Source organism: Bacillus sp. BACIII (assembly GCF_057836745.1).
Window position 1 is genome coordinate 515947 of the sequence record NZ_CM174437.1, and the last position, 21044, is coordinate 536990.

The 21044-nt window shown below is 46.0% G+C and carries 21 protein-coding genes; 19 read left to right on the forward strand and 2 right to left on the reverse strand.

Features of this window, described 5'->3' with window-relative positions:
* The first annotated feature begins 14 nt into the window (after window positions 1–14).
* The 17 genes from ACXN9U_RS02785 (at window position 15) to ACXN9U_RS02865 (ending at window position 16861) form a co-directional block, all read left to right on the forward strand.
* Window positions 15–2147: an HD family phosphohydrolase gene (locus ACXN9U_RS02785; RefSeq protein WP_060964728.1), complete on the forward strand. Its 2133-nt coding sequence runs from the start codon at window positions 15–17 to the stop codon at window positions 2145–2147.
* Window positions 2148–2621: an rRNA maturation RNase YbeY gene (ybeY, locus tag ACXN9U_RS02790; protein WP_003152973.1), complete on the forward strand. Its 474-nt coding sequence runs from the start codon at window positions 2148–2150 to the stop codon at window positions 2619–2621.
* Entirely contained in the window at window positions 2602–2976 is a 375-nt protein-coding gene (locus tag ACXN9U_RS02795) for a diacylglycerol kinase family protein (protein WP_060964729.1), read from the forward strand. The genes ybeY and ACXN9U_RS02795 overlap by 20 nt, the downstream gene beginning before the upstream one ends.
* 121 nt (window positions 2977–3097) lie before the next feature.
* A complete protein-coding gene (locus ACXN9U_RS02800; protein ID WP_016938918.1) occupies window positions 3098–3508 on the forward strand; it encodes a cytidine deaminase in 411 nt (136 codons plus the stop codon).
* On the forward strand, window positions 3489–4394 hold the full coding sequence (gene era, locus ACXN9U_RS02805; RefSeq protein WP_016938919.1) for a GTPase Era: 906 nt from the start codon (window positions 3489–3491) through the stop codon (window positions 4392–4394). Before ACXN9U_RS02800 ends, era begins: the two co-directional genes overlap by 20 nt.
* Before the next feature lie 155 nt (window positions 4395–4549).
* On the forward strand, window positions 4550–4693 hold the full coding sequence (locus tag ACXN9U_RS02810; RefSeq protein ID WP_007408286.1) for a YqzL family protein: 144 nt from the start codon (window positions 4550–4552) through the stop codon (window positions 4691–4693).
* Window positions 4694–4729: 36 nt separating this feature from the next.
* Window positions 4730–5497: a DNA repair protein RecO gene (gene recO / locus ACXN9U_RS02815; protein WP_060964730.1), complete on the forward strand. Its 768-nt coding sequence runs from the start codon at window positions 4730–4732 to the stop codon at window positions 5495–5497.
* Between the two features lie 301 nt (window positions 5498–5798).
* Window positions 5799–6686 (forward strand): glycine--tRNA ligase subunit alpha, encoded by an 888-nt coding sequence (gene glyQ / locus ACXN9U_RS02820; RefSeq protein ID WP_060964731.1) that lies wholly within the window; start codon window positions 5799–5801, stop codon window positions 6684–6686.
* Window positions 6679–8718, forward strand: coding sequence for a glycine--tRNA ligase subunit beta (gene glyS, locus ACXN9U_RS02825; protein ID WP_489202141.1), 2040 nt, complete (start codon window positions 6679–6681; stop codon window positions 8716–8718). The genes glyQ and glyS overlap by 8 nt, the downstream gene beginning before the upstream one ends.
* Before the next feature lie 101 nt (window positions 8719–8819).
* Window positions 8820–9458, forward strand: a complete 639-nt coding sequence (ccpN, locus tag ACXN9U_RS02830) for a transcriptional regulator CcpN (RefSeq protein ID WP_003152989.1) — start codon at window positions 8820–8822, stop codon at window positions 9456–9458.
* 25 nt (window positions 9459–9483) lie between these two features.
* Window positions 9484–10296, forward strand: coding sequence for a pyruvate, water dikinase regulatory protein (locus ACXN9U_RS02835; RefSeq protein ID WP_060964733.1), 813 nt, complete (start codon window positions 9484–9486; stop codon window positions 10294–10296).
* Between the two features lie 256 nt (window positions 10297–10552).
* On the forward strand, window positions 10553–11059 hold the full coding sequence (locus ACXN9U_RS02840) for a YaiI/YqxD family protein (protein ID WP_045926739.1): 507 nt from the start codon (window positions 10553–10555) through the stop codon (window positions 11057–11059).
* 21 nt (window positions 11060–11080) lie between these two features.
* Entirely contained in the window at window positions 11081–12892 is a 1812-nt protein-coding gene (dnaG, locus tag ACXN9U_RS02845; protein ID WP_060964734.1) for a DNA primase, read from the forward strand.
* Between the two features lie 192 nt (window positions 12893–13084).
* Window positions 13085–14206, forward strand: coding sequence for an RNA polymerase sigma factor RpoD (gene rpoD / locus ACXN9U_RS02850; RefSeq protein WP_016938926.1), 1122 nt, complete (start codon window positions 13085–13087; stop codon window positions 14204–14206).
* Window positions 14207–14554: 348 nt separating this feature from the next.
* A complete protein-coding gene (gene cccA / locus ACXN9U_RS02855; RefSeq protein WP_489202142.1) occupies window positions 14555–14917 on the forward strand; it encodes a cytochrome c550 in 363 nt (120 codons plus the stop codon).
* A gap of 182 nt (window positions 14918–15099) precedes the next feature.
* A complete protein-coding gene (locus tag ACXN9U_RS02860) occupies window positions 15100–15747 on the forward strand; it encodes a tRNA (adenine(22)-N(1))-methyltransferase (RefSeq protein WP_438420244.1) in 648 nt (215 codons plus the stop codon).
* Entirely contained in the window at window positions 15740–16861 is a 1122-nt protein-coding gene (locus tag ACXN9U_RS02865; RefSeq protein WP_489202143.1) for a Nif3-like dinuclear metal center hexameric protein, read from the forward strand. Before ACXN9U_RS02860 ends, ACXN9U_RS02865 begins: the two co-directional genes overlap by 8 nt.
* A gap of 20 nt (window positions 16862–16881) precedes the next feature.
* Here ACXN9U_RS02865 and ACXN9U_RS02870 read toward each other — a convergent pair whose 3' ends face one another.
* A complete protein-coding gene (locus tag ACXN9U_RS02870; protein WP_060964738.1) occupies window positions 16882–17826 on the reverse strand; it encodes a 4-hydroxy-3-methylbut-2-enyl diphosphate reductase in 945 nt (314 codons plus the stop codon).
* A 122-nt stretch (window positions 17827–17948) separates the two neighbouring features.
* On the reverse strand, window positions 17949–18656 hold the full coding sequence (vrrA, locus tag ACXN9U_RS02875) for a VrrA/YqfQ family protein (RefSeq protein WP_049627032.1): 708 nt from the start codon (window positions 18654–18656) through the stop codon (window positions 17949–17951).
* A gap of 165 nt (window positions 18657–18821) precedes the next feature.
* Between vrrA and ACXN9U_RS02880 the strand changes: the two genes are divergently transcribed.
* Both ACXN9U_RS02880 and ACXN9U_RS02885 read left to right on the forward strand, forming a co-directional pair.
* Window positions 18822–20138, forward strand: coding sequence for a DEAD/DEAH box helicase (locus ACXN9U_RS02880; protein WP_060964739.1), 1317 nt, complete (start codon window positions 18822–18824; stop codon window positions 20136–20138).
* Window positions 20139–20149: 11 nt separating this feature from the next.
* On the forward strand, window positions 20150–21043 hold the full coding sequence (locus ACXN9U_RS02885; RefSeq protein WP_489202144.1) for a deoxyribonuclease IV: 894 nt from the start codon (window positions 20150–20152) through the stop codon (window positions 21041–21043).
* Window position 21044 lies beyond the last annotated feature (1 nt).

Here is a 21044-nt window from a genome sequence, read left to right on the forward strand (position 1 = left end):
AGGAGGTTCTTGTTTTGAAAAAGAAGGGAAAGGGTAAAAGCGCCCGGGAACGGTTCCGCACTTTCAGACATGCCCGCTCAGCCCATGTACTGCTGTATCTGCTGCTTTCAGCGATCATGTTTGGTTTGCTCTTTATTCATGTAAAACCTGAATCACTTAATTTGGATTTGTTCTCAGTCAGTGATAAGACGATTTACGCGCCCGCCACAGTGGAAGATCAGCAGGCGACGGAAGCGAAAAAACAGGCGGCCGAAGATGCAGTAGAAGATCAATACACTCTGAAAAAAGGCTATACCGACAACCGGCTTGACCTGATCACCTCCATATTTGACAGCATCGGAGAAGTGAAAACAGATGCGGATAAAGACAAAAAGTCACCTTCGGAAAAATCGCTGGTCAAATCGGTGAAAAGCAAGCTGACACAGGATGTCAATGAATCCATCTCGGAAGATGCCATTAAATCGCTTCTCCATGCGAACAATGAAGATTTTTCATTTGTGAGGGATTCTGTCATAACCGCAGTGAACACGGTGATGAGCAGTGAAATTCCTTCTGAAAAGCTTGCTGAAGCGAAGGATAAGGTCGCCAAAGAGCTGAAAAGCGCCTCCGTGCCGTCAAAATATTTAGCGGCTGCGACTGAAATCGGAAAATATGCGGTGATCCCGAATTACGTGTTTGATCCGAAAGCGACCGATGAAAAACGTCAGGAAGCGTCAGACAGCGTTCAGCCGGTGCAGATCAAACAAGGACAGGTTCTCGTGGAAGAGAATGACCTGATCGACCGGGAAGTATACAGAAAGCTCGAACTGACGGGGCTTTTGAATAATTCCAACCTGTTAAAGCCGATCAGCGGTCTGCTTCTGATGATCGGGCTGTTTATTGCCACGCTTGTCTACTATTTCGAGAAACAGCAGCAGGAGCTTAAGCTGAAAAATAAATCCCTATTGCTGTTTTCTATCATTACAACGCTTATTCTCGTCATAATGGAAGTCGTCAGTCTCTTTCAGAAGATTGAATACACCAACATCGGCTATCTGGTTCCGATCGCCGCCGGCGCGATTTTGTTCAGGCTGCTGCTCAATGAAAGGCTTGCCATTTTAGGGAGCATCATTCTGGCGATTTGCGGCAGTATGATGTTTAATCAGGGTGTGACGGGCACATTTAATTATGTGATCGGTATCTACTATTTAATCAGCAGCATTTCAGGCATTCTGTTTTTGGGGAAACATAACGTGAGATCAAAAATATTGCAGGCGGGATTGTTCGTCTCATTTATTAATATGATTATCGTGCTGTCGCTTTTATTAATCCAAAACACGGCGCTGTCGCCCGTTGAAATCGGAACGCTGATGCTGATGGGGGTCGTCTCGGGACTGGCTTCATCCGTTTTGATTATCGGTCTGATGCCGTTTTTTGAGACGGGATTCGGCATTCTTTCTACAATGAGGCTGATTGAACTGTCTAATCCGAACCATCCCCTGCTTCGGAAGATTTTAACGGAAACACCCGGTACATATCATCACAGCGTCATGGTGGCGAATTTGTCGGAAGCGGCCTGTGAAGCTGTAGGGGCAAACGGTCTTTTGGCAAGGGTCGGAGCGTATTATCACGATCTCGGCAAAACGAAACGCCCGCAATATTTTATTGAAAATCAGATGAATATGGATAATCCGCATGACAAGCTGTCTCCTCAGCTCAGCAAAAATATTATCATCGCGCATACGACAGACGGTGCGAATATGCTCAGAAGCTATAAGTTTCCGAAAGAGCTCGTGGATATCGCAGAGCAGCATCACGGAACGTCTCTTTTGAAATTCTTTTATTATAAAGCGAAGGAAAAGGGCGACCAGATTACAGAGCAAGAGTTCCGCTACCCGGGGCCGAAGCCGCAATCAAAAGAAGCCGCAATCATTTCAGTGGCCGACAGCGTTGAAGCTGCCGTCCGTTCCATGCATAATCCCAATCCCGAACGGATTGAAAAACTGGTGCGCGGAATTATATCCGACAAGCTTCAGGACGGGCAGTTCTCAGAATGTGATCTCACGTTCCGAGAGCTGGATACGATCGCAAAAACACTATGTGCGACTTTAAAAGGAATTTTCCACTCCCGGATTGAATATCCGGAGGCTACGAAGAAGGTGAAATAAATGGGTTTACTCATAGATATTGTTGATGAAACAAACAGCGTCTCAGCCGATGCGCTCCAAGAAGTAGAAAAGCTGCTTCAATTTGCGGCGGAAAAAGAAGGCGTTCAGGATCAGGCTGAAGTATCCGTTACGATTGTGACAAATGAGGAAATCAGAGAAATCAACAGAGACTACCGGGGAAAAGACACCCCGACTGACGTCATTTCGTTTGCACTTGAGGAAGAAGGCGAAGACGAGGTTGAAATCGTGGGCGCTGACATGCCGCCTGTTTTAGGAGATATTATCATCAGTGCCGACAGAACGAAGGAGCAGGCTGAAGAGTACGGCCATTCGTTTATGAGAGAGCTTGGCTTTCTGGCAGTCCACGGCTTTTTGCATCTGCTGGGCTATGATCACATGACAAAAGAAGAAGAGGAAGAAATGTTTTCAAAGCAAAAGGATTTGCTGGATGAGTATGGACTCACGAGATCATAAAAACGAGTGGAGCAGATTCCTGAAAAGCTTTGTCCATGCATGGAGGGGAATCTGGAAAACGGCGCGGTCAGAGCGGAATTTTCAATTTCACATCATCGCGGCCTGCGCCGTTATCCTTTGCGGTTTTCTCACCGGGCTCAATACGGCCGAATGGGCCGTTATTTTGATCCTGATCGGCGGAATGCTTACTCTTGAGCTTGTAAATACGGCGATAGAGCATGTTGTTGATTTAGTTACCGATCAGTATCATCCGCTCGCAAAAGCGGCAAAGGATGCGGCAGCCGGAGCCGTTTGCGTCTTTGCCGTGATTTCGTGTATTATTGGTTTACTCATCTTCTTGCCGAAGATATGTTAGCAGAAGATTCTTACAATTATTTTACATTGCCAAAAATGGGCGTGAAAAACCAATCATAATTATGTAAAATAAAAGTGACAGCGGTATCATTCAGGATTAAGGTAAGAGAGGAAAAGTACACATGAACAGACAAGAATTGATTCAAGAAGCATTAACAGCACGGGACACAGCGTATGTGCCGTATTCAAACTTCAGAGTGGGAGCCGCTCTTCTTACCAAAGACGGAAAAGTGTACAGAGGCTGCAACATCGAGAATGCGGCATACAGCATGTGCAACTGTGCTGAACGCACGGCGATATTCAAAGCTGTTTCCGAGGGGGATACGGAATTTGCGATGCTCGCCGTGGCTGCGGACACTCCGGGACCGGTTTCACCGTGCGGAGCCTGCAGACAAGTAATTTCCGAGCTGTGCTCAAAGGATATGCTTGTTATTCTGACCAACTTACAAGGACAAATAAAAGAAATGACTGCGGAAGAATTATTGCCGGGCGCATTTTCATCGGAGGATTTACATGACGAACGAAAGCTTTAAATCAGGATTTGTATCAATCATCGGAAGACCGAATGTTGGTAAGTCGACCTTTTTAAACAGGGTCATCGGTCAAAAGATCGCCATCATGAGCGACAAACCCCAGACGACAAGAAATAAAGTCCAAGGGGTGCTGACAACAGGCACATCGCAGACCATTTTTATTGATACACCGGGCATTCACAAACCGAAGCACAAGCTTGGCGATTTTATGATGAAAGTGGCGCAGAACACGCTGAAAGAAGTTGACTTGGTGTTATTTATGATTAACGCCGAGGAAGGGTACGGAAAGGGCGACGAGTTTATCATTGAAAAGCTTGGACAGACGTCCACGCCGGTCTTTTTGATCGTAAACAAAATTGATAAGATCCACCCTGATCAGCTCCTTCTTTTAATTGATGAGTACCGTTCGCGCTATCCGTTTAAGGAAATCGTGCCGATCTCAGCATTGGAAGGAAACAACGTCGAGACCCTGCTCACGCAGATTGAAGCGTATTTACCGGAAGGGCCTCAGTTCTATCCGAGCGATCAGGTGACTGACCATCCTGAGCGGTTTATTATTTCTGAACTGATCAGGGAAAAGGTGCTCCATCTTACAAGGGAAGAAGTGCCGCACAGCATCGCTGTCGCTATCGAGTCCATTAAAGGGCAGGAGAACGGCTCCGTCCATGTCGCCGCCACCATCGTGGTCGAGCGGGATTCTCAAAAAGGAATCGTCATCGGGAAAAAAGGAGCTCTTCTGAAAGAAGTCGGCAAAAGAGCGCGGGCTGATATTGAAGCGCTGCTGGGCTCACGCGTTTACCTGGAACTATGGGTGAAAGTGCAGAAGGACTGGCGGAATAAAATGTCTCAGCTGCGTGATTTCGGCTTCAAAGAGGATGAATATTAAGTTATCTGAGGCGCATGCCTGATGTGTGGGATTACCTCACAGAAACAGGGATTCGTTAGCAAAATTTGTTTAACATGAAAAGGAGGACATCAGGTCAAGATAAGGGTAAGAATTTGGATTGGCAAGCTAGTTTAATGATGAAAGGTGGGTTTTTTGTGTTGAATTTTACCTGGAACGTATTTTCTCAAACAGGAAGTGTTGATACGTACCTTCTTTTTAAAGAACTGGAAAAAGAGAACCTGGAAAGACCCGAAGAACCGGAAGATGAGCTAGCCCGTATTGATTTTCCAATTTTGTAAACCTCTTGGCCCCTCCCGTTGTTGGAAGGTGCGGAAATGCTGACAAAATGTGAAGGAATCGTGCTCCGTACGAATGACTACGGAGAGACGAATAAAATCGTGACATTGCTGACGAGGGAACACGGCAAAATCGGCGTCATGGCAAGGGGTGCCAGGAAGTCAGCCAGCCGGCTGTCAGCAGTCAGCCAGCCTTTTTTGTACGGGTCATTTTTAATGCAAAGAACATCCGGACTCGGCACGCTCCAGCAGGGTGAAATGATTCTCAGCATGAGAACGATCAGAGAAGACTTGTTTTTGACGGCATATGCCGCTTTTATCGCTGAACTCACTGACAAAGGAACGGAAGAGAAGAAACCGAACCCCTATTTATTCGAATTGATTCTCGAATCCTTTAAGAGGCTGAATGAGGGGACTGACCCGGACGTGATCACCTTCATCGTTCAGATGAAAATGCTTGGCGTCATGGGGCTGTATCCGGAGCTGAATCATTGTGTCCACTGTAAAAGCCGGGACGGGACGTTTCATTTTTCGATAAGAGATAACGGTTTTATCTGCCACCGCTGCTTTGAAAAAGATCCGTACAAAGTTCCGATTTCGCCGCAAACGGCAAGGCTGCTAAGGCTTTTTTATTACTTTGATATCGGAAGGCTCGGCAGCGTCTCGTTAAAGCACGAAACCAAAAATGAAATAAAACAGGTCATTGATCTGTATTACGAGGAATATTCAGGGCTTTATTTAAAGTCAAAGCGGTTTTTAGATCAGATGGAAAGCATGAAGAACCTTTTGGATGAAAACAAAAGTTGACATTCTGCCCATCTTTTTATATGATCATTTATTATAAAATATGTTGCAGTGACAGAAAGAAGTACTTGCGTCCAACTCATATAAGCGACCTTAGGACAGTGTAAGCTAGGGATGAGCGCGCAACGAAAGGCATTCTTGAGCAACTCTTTAAAAAGAGGCTGAGCGATTCACATCCTCAGCAACTAGGGTGGAACCGCGGGAGAACTCTCGTCCCTATGTTTGCGGCTGGCAAGCATAGAGACGGGAGTTTTTTGATTGCCGCCGCACTTGTAAAAGAATGGAGAAAGTGGAGGTGCTTGAAATGAACATTCAAGATATGATTTTAACCTTGCAGAAACACTGGTCTAATGAAGGCTGTGTGCTCATGCAGGCGTATGATGTGGAGAAAGGCGCAGGCACAATGAGCCCGTATACATTTTTACGAAGCATCGGACCCGAGCCGTGGAAAGTGGCTTACGTTGAGCCTTCCAGACGGCCTGCGGACGGACGGTACGGAGAAAACCCGAACAGACTTTATCAGCATCACCAATTCCAAGTCATTATCAAGCCGTCGCCTGATAACATCCAGGAGCTTTACCTGGATTCATTGCGCGCGCTCGGTATTGATCCGCTCGAGCATGATATTCGTTTCGTAGAAGACAACTGGGAAAACCCGTCTTTAGGCTGTGCGGGCCTTGGCTGGGAAGTATGGCTTGACGGTATGGAAATCACCCAGTTTACGTACTTCCAGCAGGTGGGCGGAATTGAATGTAAACCGGTGTCTGTTGAGATTACGTACGGCATTGAGCGTCTTGCGTCTTATATTCAGGATAAAGAAAACGTCTTTGATCTTGAATGGACATCAGGATTCACAGTGAAAGATTTGTTTATGATGGCTGAATATGAACATTCCGTTTACACATTTGAAACATCAGATGTGGATATGCTTTTCCATTTGTTCAGCACTTACGAAAAAGAAGCGATCAGACAAATGGATAACGGCCTTGTGCATCCGGCCTATGATTATGTGCTGAAGTGCTCTCACACATTTAACCTGCTGGACGCAAAAGGCGCAATCTCAGTGACAGAGCGGACGGGTTATATCGGACGGGTCCGCAACTTAGCTAGAAAAGTAGCCAAAACGTATTATGAAGAACGGGAAAAATTAGGGTTCCCAATGCTTAAAGAGGAGGGCTCTTCCCATGAGTAAACAAGATTTGCTTTTAGAGATCGGACTCGAGGAAATGCCGGCGCGTTTTTTACATGACAGCATGGTGCAGCTCGGTGACAAACTGACCGGCTGGCTGACTGAAAAAAATATTGCCCACGGTGAAGTGAAACTTTTTAATACACCGAGACGTCTGGCAGTATATATAAAAGACGTAGCAGAAAAACAGGCTGATATTCAGGAAGAAGCAAAAGGACCGGCGAAAAAAATCGCTCTGGATGCTGACGGAAACTGGACAAAAGCCGCTATCGGATTTTCCAAAGGCCAAGGCGCCGGAGTGGATGACCTGTATATAAAAGACGTAAACGGCACGGAATATGTTTTCGTCCAAAAATTCCAGGCGGGACAAGAGACGAAAACACTTTTACCGCAGCTGGAAAACTTGATTACCGGAATGCATTTCCCGAAAAACATGCGCTGGGGCACACAGGATCTGCGTTATATCCGTCCGATCAAATGGATTGCCGCTCTCTTCGGAAAAGACGTCATTCCGTTTGAAATCACGAATGTAGAGACGGGCCGGAACACACAGGGACACCGTTTTCTCGGTCAAGAAGTATCTGTTGATGCACCGTCATCATACGAAGAGCTGCTGAAAGAACAGCACGTCATTGCTGATCCGAAAGTGCGCAAACAAATGATTCAGGGGCAGCTGGACGCGCTGGCAAACGAAAAGAAATGGAATATTCCGATAGATGAAGATCTGCTGAACGAAGTCAATCATCTGGTGGAATATCCGACAGCGCTTTACGGCTCTTTTGAACCCGAGTTTCTTTCTTTACCTGAAGAAGTGCTTGTGACAACTATGAAAGAGCATCAGCGCTACTTCCCGGTAAAAGATGAAAACGGGAATCTGCTGCCTCATTTTATTACGGTAAGAAACGGGAACAGCCATGCCCTTGAAAATGTTGCCCGCGGAAACGAGAAAGTGCTGAGAGCAAGACTTTCAGATGCTGCGTTCTTCTACAAGGAAGACCAAAAGCTGAACATCGATGAAAATGTGAAGAAACTGGAAAATATCGTTTTCCATGAAGAGCTCGGTTCCCTCGGGGATAAAGTAAGAAGAGTGGTCACCATTGCGGGTAAACTTGCGGTCCGCCTGAATGCTGATGAACAGACGCAAAAACATGTGAAGCGCGCCGCAGAGATTTCTAAATTTGACCTTGTTACACATATGATCTATGAGTTCCCTGAGCTTCAAGGCGTCATGGGAGAAAAATATGCGCGCATGCTCGGTGAAGATGAAGCCGTCGCTGCCGCGGTAAATGAGCACTACATGCCGAGAGCGGCCGGGGGAGAGGTGCCTTCAACCTTTACCGGTGCGGTTGTGGCATTAGCCGATAAATTGGACACGATTGCTTCCTTCTTCAGCATTGACGTGATCCCGACAGGTTCACAGGATCCGTACGGATTGCGCCGTCAGGCAAGCGGCATCGTTTCCATTCTGATCGACCGCAACTGGGGCATCTCTTTTAAAGAACTGCTGTCATTGACAGAAACGGAAAAAGAAAATGAGCTTCTTGATTTCTTTACACAGCGTCTGAAATACGTCTTAAACGCTGAAGACATCCGACATGACGTGATTGAAGCCGTTCTGGACAGCACGGAGCTTGAACCTTATGCAGCTGTTTCTAAAGCAAAAGTGCTTGAGAAACACCTCGGCACACCTGGATTTAAAGAAACGGCTGAATCACTGGGTCGGGTCATCTCCATCAGTAAAAAAGGCGAGAGCCGTGAGATCAAGCCGGATCTGTTTGAAAATGAACAGGAGAAAAAGCTGTTTGACGCTTATCAAAAAACAAAAGACAGCGTCGCGGAAAGCTTTGCCTCTAAAAACTATGAACAGGCGCTGGCCGCGCTCAGCGGATTAAAGGATCCGATCGAAGGTTACTTTAATCACACGATGGTAAATGCGGACAATGAAGCATTAAAAACCAACCGTTTAGCGCAAATGACTGCACTTGCAGATGTGATCAAGTCTTTTGCTAATATGAATCATCTTATTGTAAAATAAAGAAAAAGACGGTTGCTGTGTGATCGGCAATCGTCTTTTCCCCTTTTACATAAACATCACAGAATGAAAAACATAGATAAAGAAACCCTTCCATAAAGGTGGTGAGTACGATCGAATTAAATAAACGGCAAGAACAAATTTTACAAATTGTAAAGGAAAACGGCCCGATTACCGGAGAGCATATTGCAGAACAGCTCAATTTAACAAGAGCCACGCTGCGGCCGGACTTAGCTATACTCACCATGTCAGGCTTCTTAGAGGCCCGTCCCCGGGTCGGTTATTTTTATACCGGAAAAACGGGAAATCAGCTGCTTGCGGATAAACTGAAAAAGCTGCAAGTGAAAGATTTTCAATCGATCCCTGTCGTCATCAATGAAAACGTCTCGGTATACGATGCCATCTGCACCATGTTTTTAGAAGATGTCGGCACGTTATTTGTCGTAGATCGTGATGCTGTCTTAGTCGGTGTGCTGTCACGCAAAGATTTGCTGCGGGCGAGCATCGGCCAGCAGGAACTTGCCTCAATACCGGTTCATATTATTATGACCAGAATGCCGAATATCGCCGTCTGCCGGCGTGACGATTATGTGATGGACATCGCCAAATATTTGATTGAGAAACAGATCGATGCCCTGCCCGTTATTAAAGATACGGATAAAGGCTTTGAGGTCATCGGCCGCTTTACCAAAACGAATATGACCAAGATACTTGTCAGTTTATCAGAGAATGAAATCATATAAGCTTGAAAACTAACGGGGGGATAACATGGACAATCGCATCATTTATGTAGTATCAGACTCAGTCGGAGAAACCGCCGAACTCGTTGTGAAAGCCTCGCTCAGCCAGTTTAACGGCTCAGCCGATGATACGCATATCAGAAGAATACCTTATGTGGAAGATATCGGCACCATTAATGAAGTCGTGTCTCTCGCCAAAGCGGACGGCGGCATTATCTGTTTTACGCTCGTTGTTCCTGAAATGCGCAAATACTTAGTTGAACAAGCTGAAAAAGCGAATGTGATGTACTACGATATTATCGGTCCGCTCATCGACAAAATGGAAACAGCCTACGGTTTGGCGGCGAAATATGAACCGGGCCGCGTCCGCCAGCTTGATGAAGATTATTTCAAAAAGGTCGAGGCGATCGAGTTTGCCGTTAAATATGACGACGGGAGGGACCCAAGAGGCATTTTAAAAGCCGATATCATCCTGCTCGGCGTATCAAGAACGTCTAAAACCCCATTATCTCAATATCTTGCCCATAAGCGCCTGAAAGTGGCCAACGTGCCGATCGTGCCTGAAGTCGATCCGCCGGAAGAACTGTTCAGCGTTGATCCGAAAAAATGCATCGGGTTAAAAATCAGCCCTGATAAACTGAACCATATTCGAAAAGAACGGTTAAAATCTCTCGGCTTAAATGACAAAGCCATTTACGCCAATATCAACAGAATTAAAGAAGAGCTGGAGTATTTTGAGAAAATCGTGGATCGGATCGGCTGCCAAGTCGTTGACGTTTCGAACAAAGCGGTCGAGGAAACAGCGAACATCATTCATCATCTGAAAACAAAGGGCCGATAACTCAGGACGCTTTATCCTGGGTTTTTGGGTATGCAAATAGGGAATAAACAAAAAGGATGGCATCTTCGCGAAGTTTGTATTATAATAAAAAATTGTGATAAAATGTTTATTTTTAGGTTTAAGCTTAGTGTGATACGAATAAACTATTACGGGTAAGATGTCAAGAATAACTCCCGGAAATTTTTCGACAAAGACTCAAAATAGATCCGCAGTCATGGAGCATATGCGATTTCGCTTGTTTTTATGCAGGAGATTGATGGAGGGATGGAGAATTAGTCTTCTAAATGAAAAAGAAAAGACGATTTTTGTCGATGCAGACGCATGCCCCGTAAAAGAGGAAATCTTGCTCATTGCATCGCAATTCAGCGTTCGTGTTATTTTCGTCGCATCATTTGAACACTACCAGCTTTCCAGAAGCAAAGACGAGAACTGGATATACGTAGATCCTCATAAAGAAGCGGCAGATTTATACATCGCAAACCATGTGAGATCGGGAGACGTCGTAGTCACGCAGGATATCGGTTTAGCATCTCTTCTGCTGAACAGAAATATCGCCGTCTTATCGGAAAGGGGCCGTTCTTATACTGAAGACACGATTGACTTCGCTCTGATGAGCCGTCATATGTCAGGCAAAATGAGAAGAAGCGGCATCTATTCCAAAGGACCTAAAAAATTAAATAAAGAAGATCGGAATCGATTTGTTACCCTGCTTAAAAAAATCCTGTCGAATGATGAAGGGATTTCAAATCAAAACATCGAATAATGTACGACGGAGTGTTATAAGATGGGAAACCGCATACCAGATGAAGTAGTTAATCAGGTGCAGCAGTCAGCAGACATTGTTGAAGTCATAGGTGATTATGTCCAATTGAAAAAGCAAGGCCGCAACTACTTTGGGCTCTGTCCGTTTCACGGTGAAAACACGCCCTCGTTTTCCGTCTCCAGTGATAAGCAGATCTTTCATTGCTTCGGATGCGGAGCGGGCGGGAACGTTTTCTCTTTCTTACGGCAGATGGAAGGCTATTCATTTACGGAAGCTGTTTCTCACCTTGCTGATAAATATCAGATTGATTTCCCTGATGATATAACGATTCACTCTGCATCCAGGCCGGAATCTTCCGGAGACCAGAAGATGGCGGAAGCTCACGAGCTTCTGAAGAAATTTTACCATCATTTGCTAATGAATACAAAGGAAGGCCAGGAAGCGTTAGATTACCTTTTATCAAGGGGTTTTACGAAAGAGCTCATAGATGAGTTTGAAATCGGCTACGCGCTGGATTCCTGGGATTTCATGACGAAATTCTTGAAAAAGCGCGGTTTTGAGGAAGAACTGATGGAGAAAGCGGGTCTGCTGATCAGAAGGGAAGACGGCAGCGGATATTTTGACCGTTTCAGAAACAGAATCATGTTTCCCATTCATGATCATCACGGAGCCGTGGCGGCTTTTTCAGGAAGGGCGCTCGGAAGCCAGCAGCCGAAATATATGAACAGTCCGGAAACGCCGCTGTTTCATAAATCTAAGCTGCTGTACAACTTCCATAAGGCCCGCCTGCCGATCAGGAAAGAGGAGAGAGCCGTTCTGTTTGAAGGCTTTGCGGATGTCATTTCCGCCGTAAGCTCAGGCGTAAAAGAAAGTATCGCCACAATGGGGACGTCGCTCACCGAAGAGCATGTGAAAATCCTGAGAAGAAATGTTCAGGAGGTCATTCTCTGCTACGATTCGGATAAAGCCGGGTACGAAGCTACGCTGAAAGCGGCCGACCTGCTTCAGAAAGCTGATTGTAAGGTAAGAGTAAGCATGATGCCTGACGGTCTTGATCCTGATGACTATGTCAGAACCCGGGGCGGAGGAAAATTCAAGACAGATATCATTGATGCAAGCGTTACGGTCATGGCTTTTAAAATGCAATATTTCCGCAAAGGGAAAAACTTATCTGACGAAGGAGACCGGCTCGCTTACATGAAAGAAGTGCTGAAAGAAATCAGCGCTCTTTCGGGGTCGCTTGAGCAGGAAATGTATGTGAAGCAGCTCGCCTCCGAATTTTCTCTTTCGGTAGAGTCTTTGACTGAACAGCTTTCCATCTATGCCGCCCAAAACGCCCCCGGCGGCAAAAACGCCGAACCGCAGCCAAGACGGGCCCGGGTGACGACAAAAGCGAAACGGCGCCGTCTCCGTCCCGCCTATGAGAATGCGGAAAGACTTCTTCTCGCTCATATGCTGAGAGACCGAAACGTCATAAAGAAAGTGATTGAGCGTGTCGGCTTTGAATTTAACATTGACGGACATCGTGCGCTGGCAGCATATCTGTACGCTGTTTATGAAGAGGGCGCTGACATGACGCCGCAGCATCTTATGGCGAGAATGCAGGATGATGAAATCAGCCAGCTGCTTTCAGATATAGGGATGCTCCAAATAAACGAGGAGCTCTCAGAGGCCGAGTTATCCGATTACGTAAAAAAAGTGTTGGATCACCGAAAATGGTCAATGATAAAGGAAAAAGAAGCAGAACGAGCGGATGCAGAGAGGCAGAAAGACTTTGTGAAAGCTGCGTCTCTGGCTCAAGAAATTGTCGCATTGAACCGATCATTAAAATAACATCAAAAAAGAGGCTTGCGTTCTCTTGGCAATGATTCCTTGCGGAGGAGCAAATAGATCGCTTAACCTCATCATGAATTGTCACTTATTATCCGCTGCCCTGCATGCTGAAAAAGAGAGAAGGCTCCCGGGACGGATAAGAAACATACCGCTTTTAGAATTCGTTGCAAGCTTTGGAAGGAGGGATCCATAATGGCTGATAAACAAACCCACGAGACAGAAACAGAACTTACACTGGATCAGGTAAAAGACCAGCTTACTGAAACCGGAAAAAAACGTGGCGTTTTAACATATGAAGAAATTGCTGAACGCATGTCCAGCTTTGAAATTGAATCAGACCAAATGGATGAGTATTATGAATTTTTAGGAGAACAAGGTGTTGAATTAATTAGTGAGAATGAAGAAACAGAAGATCCTAATATTCAACAGCTTGCCAAAGCCGAAGAAGAATTTGATCTTAATGACCTCAGCGTACCGCCTGGCGTAAAGATCAATGATCCAGTCCGCATGTACCTTAAGGAAATCGGACGGGTAAATCTTCTTTCTGCTAAAGAAGAAATCACCTATGCTCAAAAAATTGAAGAAGGTGACGAAGAATCTAAACGCAGATTGGCTGAAGCAAACCTTCGTTTAGTTGTCAGCATTGCTAAACGGTATGTCGGCCGCGGCATGCTTTTCTTAGACTTGATTCAAGAAGGAAACATGGGTCTCATGAAAGCCGTCGAAAAGTTTGACTACCGTAAAGGATATAAATTCAGTACGTATGCGACTTGGTGGATCAGACAGGCGATTACACGCGCCATCGCTGACCAGGCGAGAACGATCCGTATCCCGGTTCACATGGTGGAAACGATCAACAAATTAATCCGTGTGCAGCGTCAGCTTCTTCAGGATCTGGGCAGAGAGCCGTCACCGGAAGAGATTGCTGAAGACATGGATCTTACGCCTGAAAAAGTTCGTGAAATATTAAAAATTGCCCAAGAGCCTGTTTCTTTAGAAACGCCGATCGGTGAAGAAGACGATTCACATCTCGGTGATTTCATTGAAGACCAGGAAGCGACGTCTCCGTCGGATCATGCGGCATATGAGCTTTTGAAAGAACAGCTGGAAGATGTGCTGGATACGTTGACGGATCGTGAAGAAAATGTGCTGCGTCTCCGTTTCGGTCTGGATGACGGACGCACAAGAACGCTTGAAGAAGTCGGCAAAGTGTTTGGAGTAACGAGAGAGCGTATTCGCCAAATTGAAGCAAAAGCGCTTCGTAAATTGAGACATCCAAGCAGAAGCAAACGTCTGAAGGATTTTCTCGAATAGAATGGAACGGGTCTGTTGATCCGTTCTTTTTTACGTATAAGATATATGGATAATATACCTTTATTTTACTGGATAAGCATGTGTTTTGCAAATGGGTTCGGAAAAATGCGGCATGTCCTGAATAGAGGGAAAGTGAGATAAGTTAATTTATATTCTTTATTGTAAGCGTATACAATTCATTATACAATAGAATAAAGACAATTTTGGGTAAACAAAACAGTTTATTTTTGTTTATGTATAAATTGTGAAATCAATGAAATTGCTTAATGAGACCATTTACATTTTGTAAAAATAAGTTAGAATTAGAAGTGTTTACATAGGGGGAGAATGAAAAAGGGGGATGGAGATATGAAGTGGAATCCGCTGATTCCTTTTTTGCTCATCGCAGTTCTGGGAATAGGGCTGACTTTCTTTCTGTCAGTAAAAGGAAATGGAGATGCGCATCAGATCGCAAGCGGCGGTGAAAGTAAAAATGCCGAAAAGGAAACTGCAAACGCTTCACCTGAAGAGATTTATAAAGCGAACTGCATCACCTGTCATGGGGAGAACTATGAAGGTGTCTCAGGGCCGAGCTTAAAAGGCGTCGGCAAAAGAAAAGATGTCGCTGCGATTAAAATGAGAATTGAAAAAGGCGGCAACGGGATGCCAGCCGGCCTTGTCCCGGCCGAAAAGCTGGATGACATGGCAAAATGGGTTTCTGAGATTAAATAAAGCTTTACCTGTCCCTATATAAAAGACATATGAAAAACTCTATCCGCCGCTTGGATTCCGGGCGGTTTTTTTATATGATAGTAAAGGAAAAAGAACCTGAGAAAAGTTGTGATATTGTGAATGAAATGAAGTTGTCTAAAAGATTGCAGTCTGTAGCGGAATATATCCCTCCGGGTGCCCTGGTGGCTGATATAGGGTCAGACCATGCGTATCTTCCCTGCTATGCCGTTTTGAATCATCTGGCAAGCCGCGCAATCGCCGGTGAAATTACAGACGGGCCGTTTCTATCCGCCAAACAGCAGGTGGAAAAGCTGGACTTAAGCGCTCTTATCTCCGTAAGGAAAGGTGACGGGCTGAGCGTCCTTGAAAAGGGAGAAGCGGACGCCATCACAATCGCGGGCATGGGCGGAGCGCTGATCGCTCATATTTTGGAGTCCGGAAAAACAAAACTGACGGGGCGTGAACGGCTGATTCTGCAGCCGAATATTCATGCCGTTCATATAAGAGAGTGGCTTTATCAGGAAGGCTATGAACTGATTGACGAAGTGATTCTCGAAGAAGACGGTAAGTGTTATGAAATACTCGTCGCGGAAACCGGCGACCGTGATGCGCCGTACCGGGACACCACAATGGCTGCCGGAATGCTTGCCGGTCCGTTTTTGTTAAAAGAAAAGAGTGAAGTGTTTCTTCGGAAATGGACCCAGGAACTTAAGCATACTGAACATATTTATGAACAGATCAGCCGCAGCGCAAAGAATGAAAACCATGAAAAATTAGCTGAACTGAAAGAGCGGATCTTACTGCTGAAGGAGGTAATAGGACATGCCTAAACATGTGAACGGACAGGAAATCATCCAGCTGTTTGAACAATTTTCACCGAAGGCTTTTGCGGTGGAAGGAGACAAAATCGGTCTGCAGATCGGCACATTGAATAAGCCGGTGAAAAATGTCATGGTCACGCTGGATGTTCTGGAACAGACGGTGGATGAAGCAATTGAAAAAAAGGTTGACTTAATTATCGCTCACCATCCGCCGATTTTTCGGCCGCTTAAACATATCACCACTGATCAGCCTGGCGGAAGATTGATTGAGAAATGTATAAAGCATGATATTGCCGTATATGCGGCTCATACGAATCTCGATGTGGCGGACGGCGGTGTTAACGATCTGCTTGCGGAAGCTCTCGGCCTGACAGACACAGAAGTGCTCGTTCCGACATATTCGGACCCGCTGAAAAAGCTTGCCGTGTATGTGCCGAAAGACTATGAAGAAGCTGTAAGAACCGCGCTCGGCAATGCCGGAGCGGGACATATCGGCAATTACAGCCATTGTGCATTCTCTTCTGAGGGAATCGGCAGCTTTAAACCGCTGGACGGGGCAGACCCATTTATCGGACAGACAGGAGAGCTGGAACTCGTCCATGAAGTGAGACTTGAGACCGTTTTTCCGGCAAGTATGGAGAAAACCATCGTAAAAGCGCTGAAAAAAAGCCATCCGTATGAAGAGGTGGCGTATGATATTTATCCGGTGGAGCAGTCCCCGCTTGAAAAAGGACTCGGCCGCATCGGAAAACTTCAGCAAGACATGACGCTTGAAGAGTTTGCGCTGTTTGTGAAAGAGAAATTTGACGTCAACGGAGTCCGGATGGTCGGAGAGCGAAACAGCAAGGTGAAAAAAGTCGCAGTGCTTGGCGGTGACGGAAATAAATATATTTACCAGGCTAAGCGGAAGGGTGCAGATGTTTACGTGACGGGCGACCTTTATTTCCATGTAGCGCATGACGCGATGATGATGGGGTTAAACGTCGTAGACCCGGGGCATTATGCTGAAAAGATCATGAGAAAAGGCACTGCTGAGAAGCTTACGGCAATGGCCGGGGAGAAAAATTACGACGTGCGTATTTTCGCTTCCGAAACAGACACAAATCCATTTACCTTCCTATAAAAAAACTGAGGCCAGGGGCCTCAGTTTTTTATTTTTACTTTCGGAAGGATTTTTTTGAGCGGCACATTGTGCTCAAGCTGCCATGTCGATTCATCGTTATGGTCAAACTGCTCTAAAAACCGGATGACTTCCTTTGTAATCGGTGTCGGTGTTGAAGCGCCCGCGGTAACGGCGACGGTATTGACGTCTTTGAGCCATTCGAGCTTCAATTCACTGATGTCTCCGATGCGGTAGGCTTTTGTTCCGGCGATTTCTTCTGACACTTGAGCCAGCCTGTTGGAGTTATTGCTTTTCGGATCGCCGACAACAATGGTTAAGTCCGCTTTTTTTGCCTGCTCTGAGACAGCTTCTTGACGAACCTGTGTGGCCAGACAGATTTCCTGATGATATTCCACGTGCGGGTACTTTTCTTGGACTGATTCCATAATATCATGGACGTCCCACTGGGACATGGTCGTTTGGTTTGTAACGATTAATTTCTCAGCCTGAATATCGAGGTTTCTCACGTCTTCCTCTGTTTCAACGAGATGAACGATTTCAGGGGCGACGCCGACGGCTCCTTCTGGCTCGGGGTGGCCTTTTTTGCCGATATAAATGACGTGGTAGCCTTCTGCTTTTACTTTTCGGATTAAGTCATGTGTTTTCGTGACGTCCGGGCATGTGGCGTCAATCGCAACAAGCCCTTTTTCCTCAGCGGCTTTTCTTACTTCCGGAGATACTCCGTGTGCGGTGAAAATAACGGTTCCTTTTTCCACCTGCTTTAAAATCTCCAGACGGTTAGTGCCGTCAAGCGTGTAAATTCCGTCTTCTTCAAACGCATCTGTGACATGCTTATTATGAACGATCATTCCGAGTATATATATAGGTCTTGGCAAACTTTTATCGAGTGCCGCGTTTTTGGCTATGACCATGGCATCAACAACGCCGTAACAATAGCCGCGCGGCGAGATTTTGATAACGTCCAATGTAGATGTCCTCCTATCAAAAGTGAGTGTAGAGGCAATATAAAAAGCCGTAGTTAAACGGCTCAAATCTTGCATTCTTCTGATCTCATTATAGCTAATCTTTCGTGAGATATCAAAGAATGTTAAATATATAATTTCGGCTTTGATCTGCCCGATGTTCTTTTTGGACGCGGCTGTTCCGCTGATGTTGCTTCAGTTTCGTCTTTTTCTTGTGAAGCGGATGCTTTTTCAGACGTCTTCTTTGATGTTTTAGATGAGGCGTCTGATTTGTTTTCACCTTCAGTTTCGTCCGTTTTTTCATCTTCATCCTTTTTGTCCTGTTCGGCTGTTTCTTTTGTCTCGCCGGATTCGCTATCTTCATTCTCATCATCGCTGCTGCTTAATTGACTGTAAAGCTTCATCATGGCGGGCAGATTCCGCACTAAAGGGCCGTACTGCTGGATCATCGGCGTAACCTGCTGCGCCACGCCGAGCACCTTCTGAACATTGCCGAGCATGCTCGACAGGGATGCCGGACTTGCCAGACTCTGAATTCCCTGCAATCCCTGCAGGCCTGCGCCTGCTCCTCCGCTGGCCGCTGCCGGTGCGGACCCGGCAGCGCTTCCTCCTGATCCGGGTAAAAAACGGGAAAGCATTCCTTTTAAGCCTCCTCCGCCTGTGCCTGCGTTTCTCAAACCTGCTCCGGCCATCTGCTGCTGAGGGAAAAACTGCCGGCCCTGCTGCATCATCTGCCGGCCCGGCAATGACGGTCTGCCTCTCATCATCATCCGCGGGTTCATCAACGGCCGGCCCTGCTGCGCCATATTTCTCATCGGCTGCTGTGGAAACATACTTGTACCTCCTTTCTGTCTCTCTGCTATTACAATATGCATCGGAGGGGGCATTTGCTTTTCTGTCCGGAAAACAGGATTCCCCCAAGACATGGTGTTTTTAAGTAAAATCGGTTATAATGTGATGATGGACACAGAATGTGCCGCTTTAAGGAGCTGGGAAAAATGAAAGAAACTAAATTTGATGGATACAACTTAAAACCGTTTATTATAGATGCAGTTCACCGCCTTGGTTTTTATGAACCGACAGATATTCAAAAGCGGCTGATACCCGCTGTATTGAAAAACGAAAGCGTGATCGGGCAGTCCCAGACGGGGACGGGAAAAACCCACGCCTATTTATTGCCTATTCTGAATCGGATTGATCCGGATTCTGATACGGTGCAGGCGGTTATCACGGCGCCGACGAGAGAGCTTGCCAATCAGATTTATCAGGAAGCGCTCAAAATCACACAGGGTGCCGAAGACGGGCCGATCCGGACAAAATGCTTTATCGGCGGAACGGACAAGCAAAAATCAATTGATAAGCTGAAAACACAGCCTCATCTCGTCGTCGGAACGCCGGGCCGGATTGCGGATCTGATTAAAGCGCAGGCATTGAACGTGTATAAAGCGCAGTCTCTCGTCATTGACGAAGCTGATCTGATGCTTGATATGGGCTTTTTAGAAGACGTTGATTACATCGGATCCCGTATGCCGGAACAACTGCAGATGCTTGTTTTCTCAGCTACGATTCCGGAAAAGCTGAAGCCGTTTTTGAAAAAGTATATGGAAAATCCGAAATACGCTCATGTTGAGCCGAAAAGGATCACAGCCGAAAAGATCGAACATGTTTTGGTTCCTTCTAAACAGCGTGATAAAGACAAACTGCTTTTTGATATGATGTCGAACCTGAATCCTTATCTGGGCATCGTGTTTGCCAATACGAAAAATACGGCTGACCATATTGCAAAATACCTGACCGAAAAAGGCATGAGAATCGGCCTTCTGCACGGGGGATTAACGCCGCGTGAACGTAAAAAGGTAATGAAGCAGATTAATGATCTGGAATTCACTTATGTCATTGCGACAGACCTTGCGGCAAGAGGAATTGACATTAAAGGCGTAAGCCATGTCATCAACTACGAGCTTCCGGACGATCTGGATTTTTATGTTCACCGCGTCGGAAGAACCGCACGCGCCGGTTCATCAGGCCAAGCACTGACTATATACGAGCTTTCTGACGAAGATGCGCTCGCAAGACTCGAAAAGATGGGCATTGTGTTTGACTATGCGGAGCTTGTAAACGGGGAATGGAAGAAAGGCGATGACCGCCACCGCCGTAAAAATCGCAAAAAGACGGCAAATGAGGCTGACCAAATGGCGAAACGCCTTGTGAAAAAGCCGAAAAAAGTAAAGCCGGGCTATAAAAAGAAAATGAGCTACGAAATGGAAAAAATTAAAAAGAAGCAGAGAAGAAACCAATCTAACAGAGGAAAGTAGGGGGAATCGGGTTGCTGAAAATAGGCTCACACGTCTCAATGAGCGGAAAACATATGCTCCTTGCCGCAAGCAAGGAAGCCGTTTCATACGGGGCGAACACATTTATGATCTATACGGGCGCTCCCCAAAATACGCGCCGCAAAAAAATTGAAGACTTGAATATTGAAGCGGGCCGCGCCCATATGAAGGAAAACGGCATCGGTGACATTGTCGTGCATGCGCCGTACATCATTAACATCGGAAATACGACAAACCCGGCAACATTTGAGCTGGGCGTTGATTTTCTGCGTTCTGAAATTGAAAGAACGGCAGCGATCGGCGCGAAACAGATCGTGCTTCATCCAGGAGCGCATGTCGGAGCCGGTGCTGAAGCGGGCATCAAAAAGATCATTGAAGGATTAAACGAAGTGATTGATCCGGGCCAAAGCGTCCAGATTGCGCTGGAGACAATGGCGGGCAAAGGGTCAGAATGCGGAAGAAGTTTTGAAGAGCTTGCCGAGATCATTGCGGGCGTCACACATAATGAACATCTTTCCGTCTGCTTTGACACTTGTCACACCCATGATGCAGGATATGATGTTGCCAATGATTTTGACGGCGTTCTTAATGAGTTTGATAAAATCGTTGGCATCGACCGGATAAAAGTCCTTCATGTGAATGACAGCAAAAATATCAGGGGAGCCCGTAAAGACCGTCATGAAAACATCGGGTTCGGAGAGATCGGTTTTGACGCTCTGCAGTACATTGTTCATCACGAGCAGCTTGCCGATATTCCGAAAATCCTCGAAACACCTTATGTAGGCGAAGACAAGAAAAATAAGAAGCCGCCGTACCGTTTTGAAATCGAAATGCTGAAAGAAAAGCAGTTTGACAAGGAGCTTCTTGAAAAAATATCAGCTCAATAAA

Coding starts and splice junctions, on each gene's coding strand:
- cccA (WP_489202142.1), top strand. CDS start 14,555: ATGAAGTGGAATCCGCTGATTCCTTTTTTGCTCATCGCAGTTCTGGGA.
- glyQ (WP_060964731.1), top strand. CDS start 5,799: ATGAACATTCAAGATATGATTTTAACCTTGCAGAAACACTGGTCTAAT.
- glyS (WP_489202141.1), top strand. CDS start 6,679: ATGAGTAAACAAGATTTGCTTTTAGAGATCGGACTCGAGGAAATGCCG.
- ACXN9U_RS02840 (WP_045926739.1), top strand. CDS start 10,553: ATGGAGGGATGGAGAATTAGTCTTCTAAATGAAAAAGAAAAGACGATT.
- rpoD (WP_016938926.1), top strand. CDS start 13,085: ATGGCTGATAAACAAACCCACGAGACAGAAACAGAACTTACACTGGAT.
- recO (WP_060964730.1), top strand. CDS start 4,730: ATGCTGACAAAATGTGAAGGAATCGTGCTCCGTACGAATGACTACGGA.
- ybeY (WP_003152973.1), top strand. CDS start 2,148: ATGGGTTTACTCATAGATATTGTTGATGAAACAAACAGCGTCTCAGCC.
- era (WP_016938919.1), top strand. CDS start 3,489: ATGACGAACGAAAGCTTTAAATCAGGATTTGTATCAATCATCGGAAGA.
- ACXN9U_RS02865 (WP_489202143.1), top strand. CDS start 15,740: ATGCCTAAACATGTGAACGGACAGGAAATCATCCAGCTGTTTGAACAA.
- ACXN9U_RS02800 (WP_016938918.1), top strand. CDS start 3,098: ATGAACAGACAAGAATTGATTCAAGAAGCATTAACAGCACGGGACACA.
- ACXN9U_RS02835 (WP_060964733.1), top strand. CDS start 9,484: ATGGACAATCGCATCATTTATGTAGTATCAGACTCAGTCGGAGAAACC.
- vrrA (WP_049627032.1), bottom strand. CDS start 18,656: ATGTTTCCACAGCAGCCGATGAGAAATATGGCGCAGCAGGGCCGGCCG.
- ACXN9U_RS02880 (WP_060964739.1), top strand. CDS start 18,822: ATGAAAGAAACTAAATTTGATGGATACAACTTAAAACCGTTTATTATA.
- ACXN9U_RS02795 (WP_060964729.1), top strand. CDS start 2,602: ATGGACTCACGAGATCATAAAAACGAGTGGAGCAGATTCCTGAAAAGC.
- dnaG (WP_060964734.1), top strand. CDS start 11,081: ATGGGAAACCGCATACCAGATGAAGTAGTTAATCAGGTGCAGCAGTCA.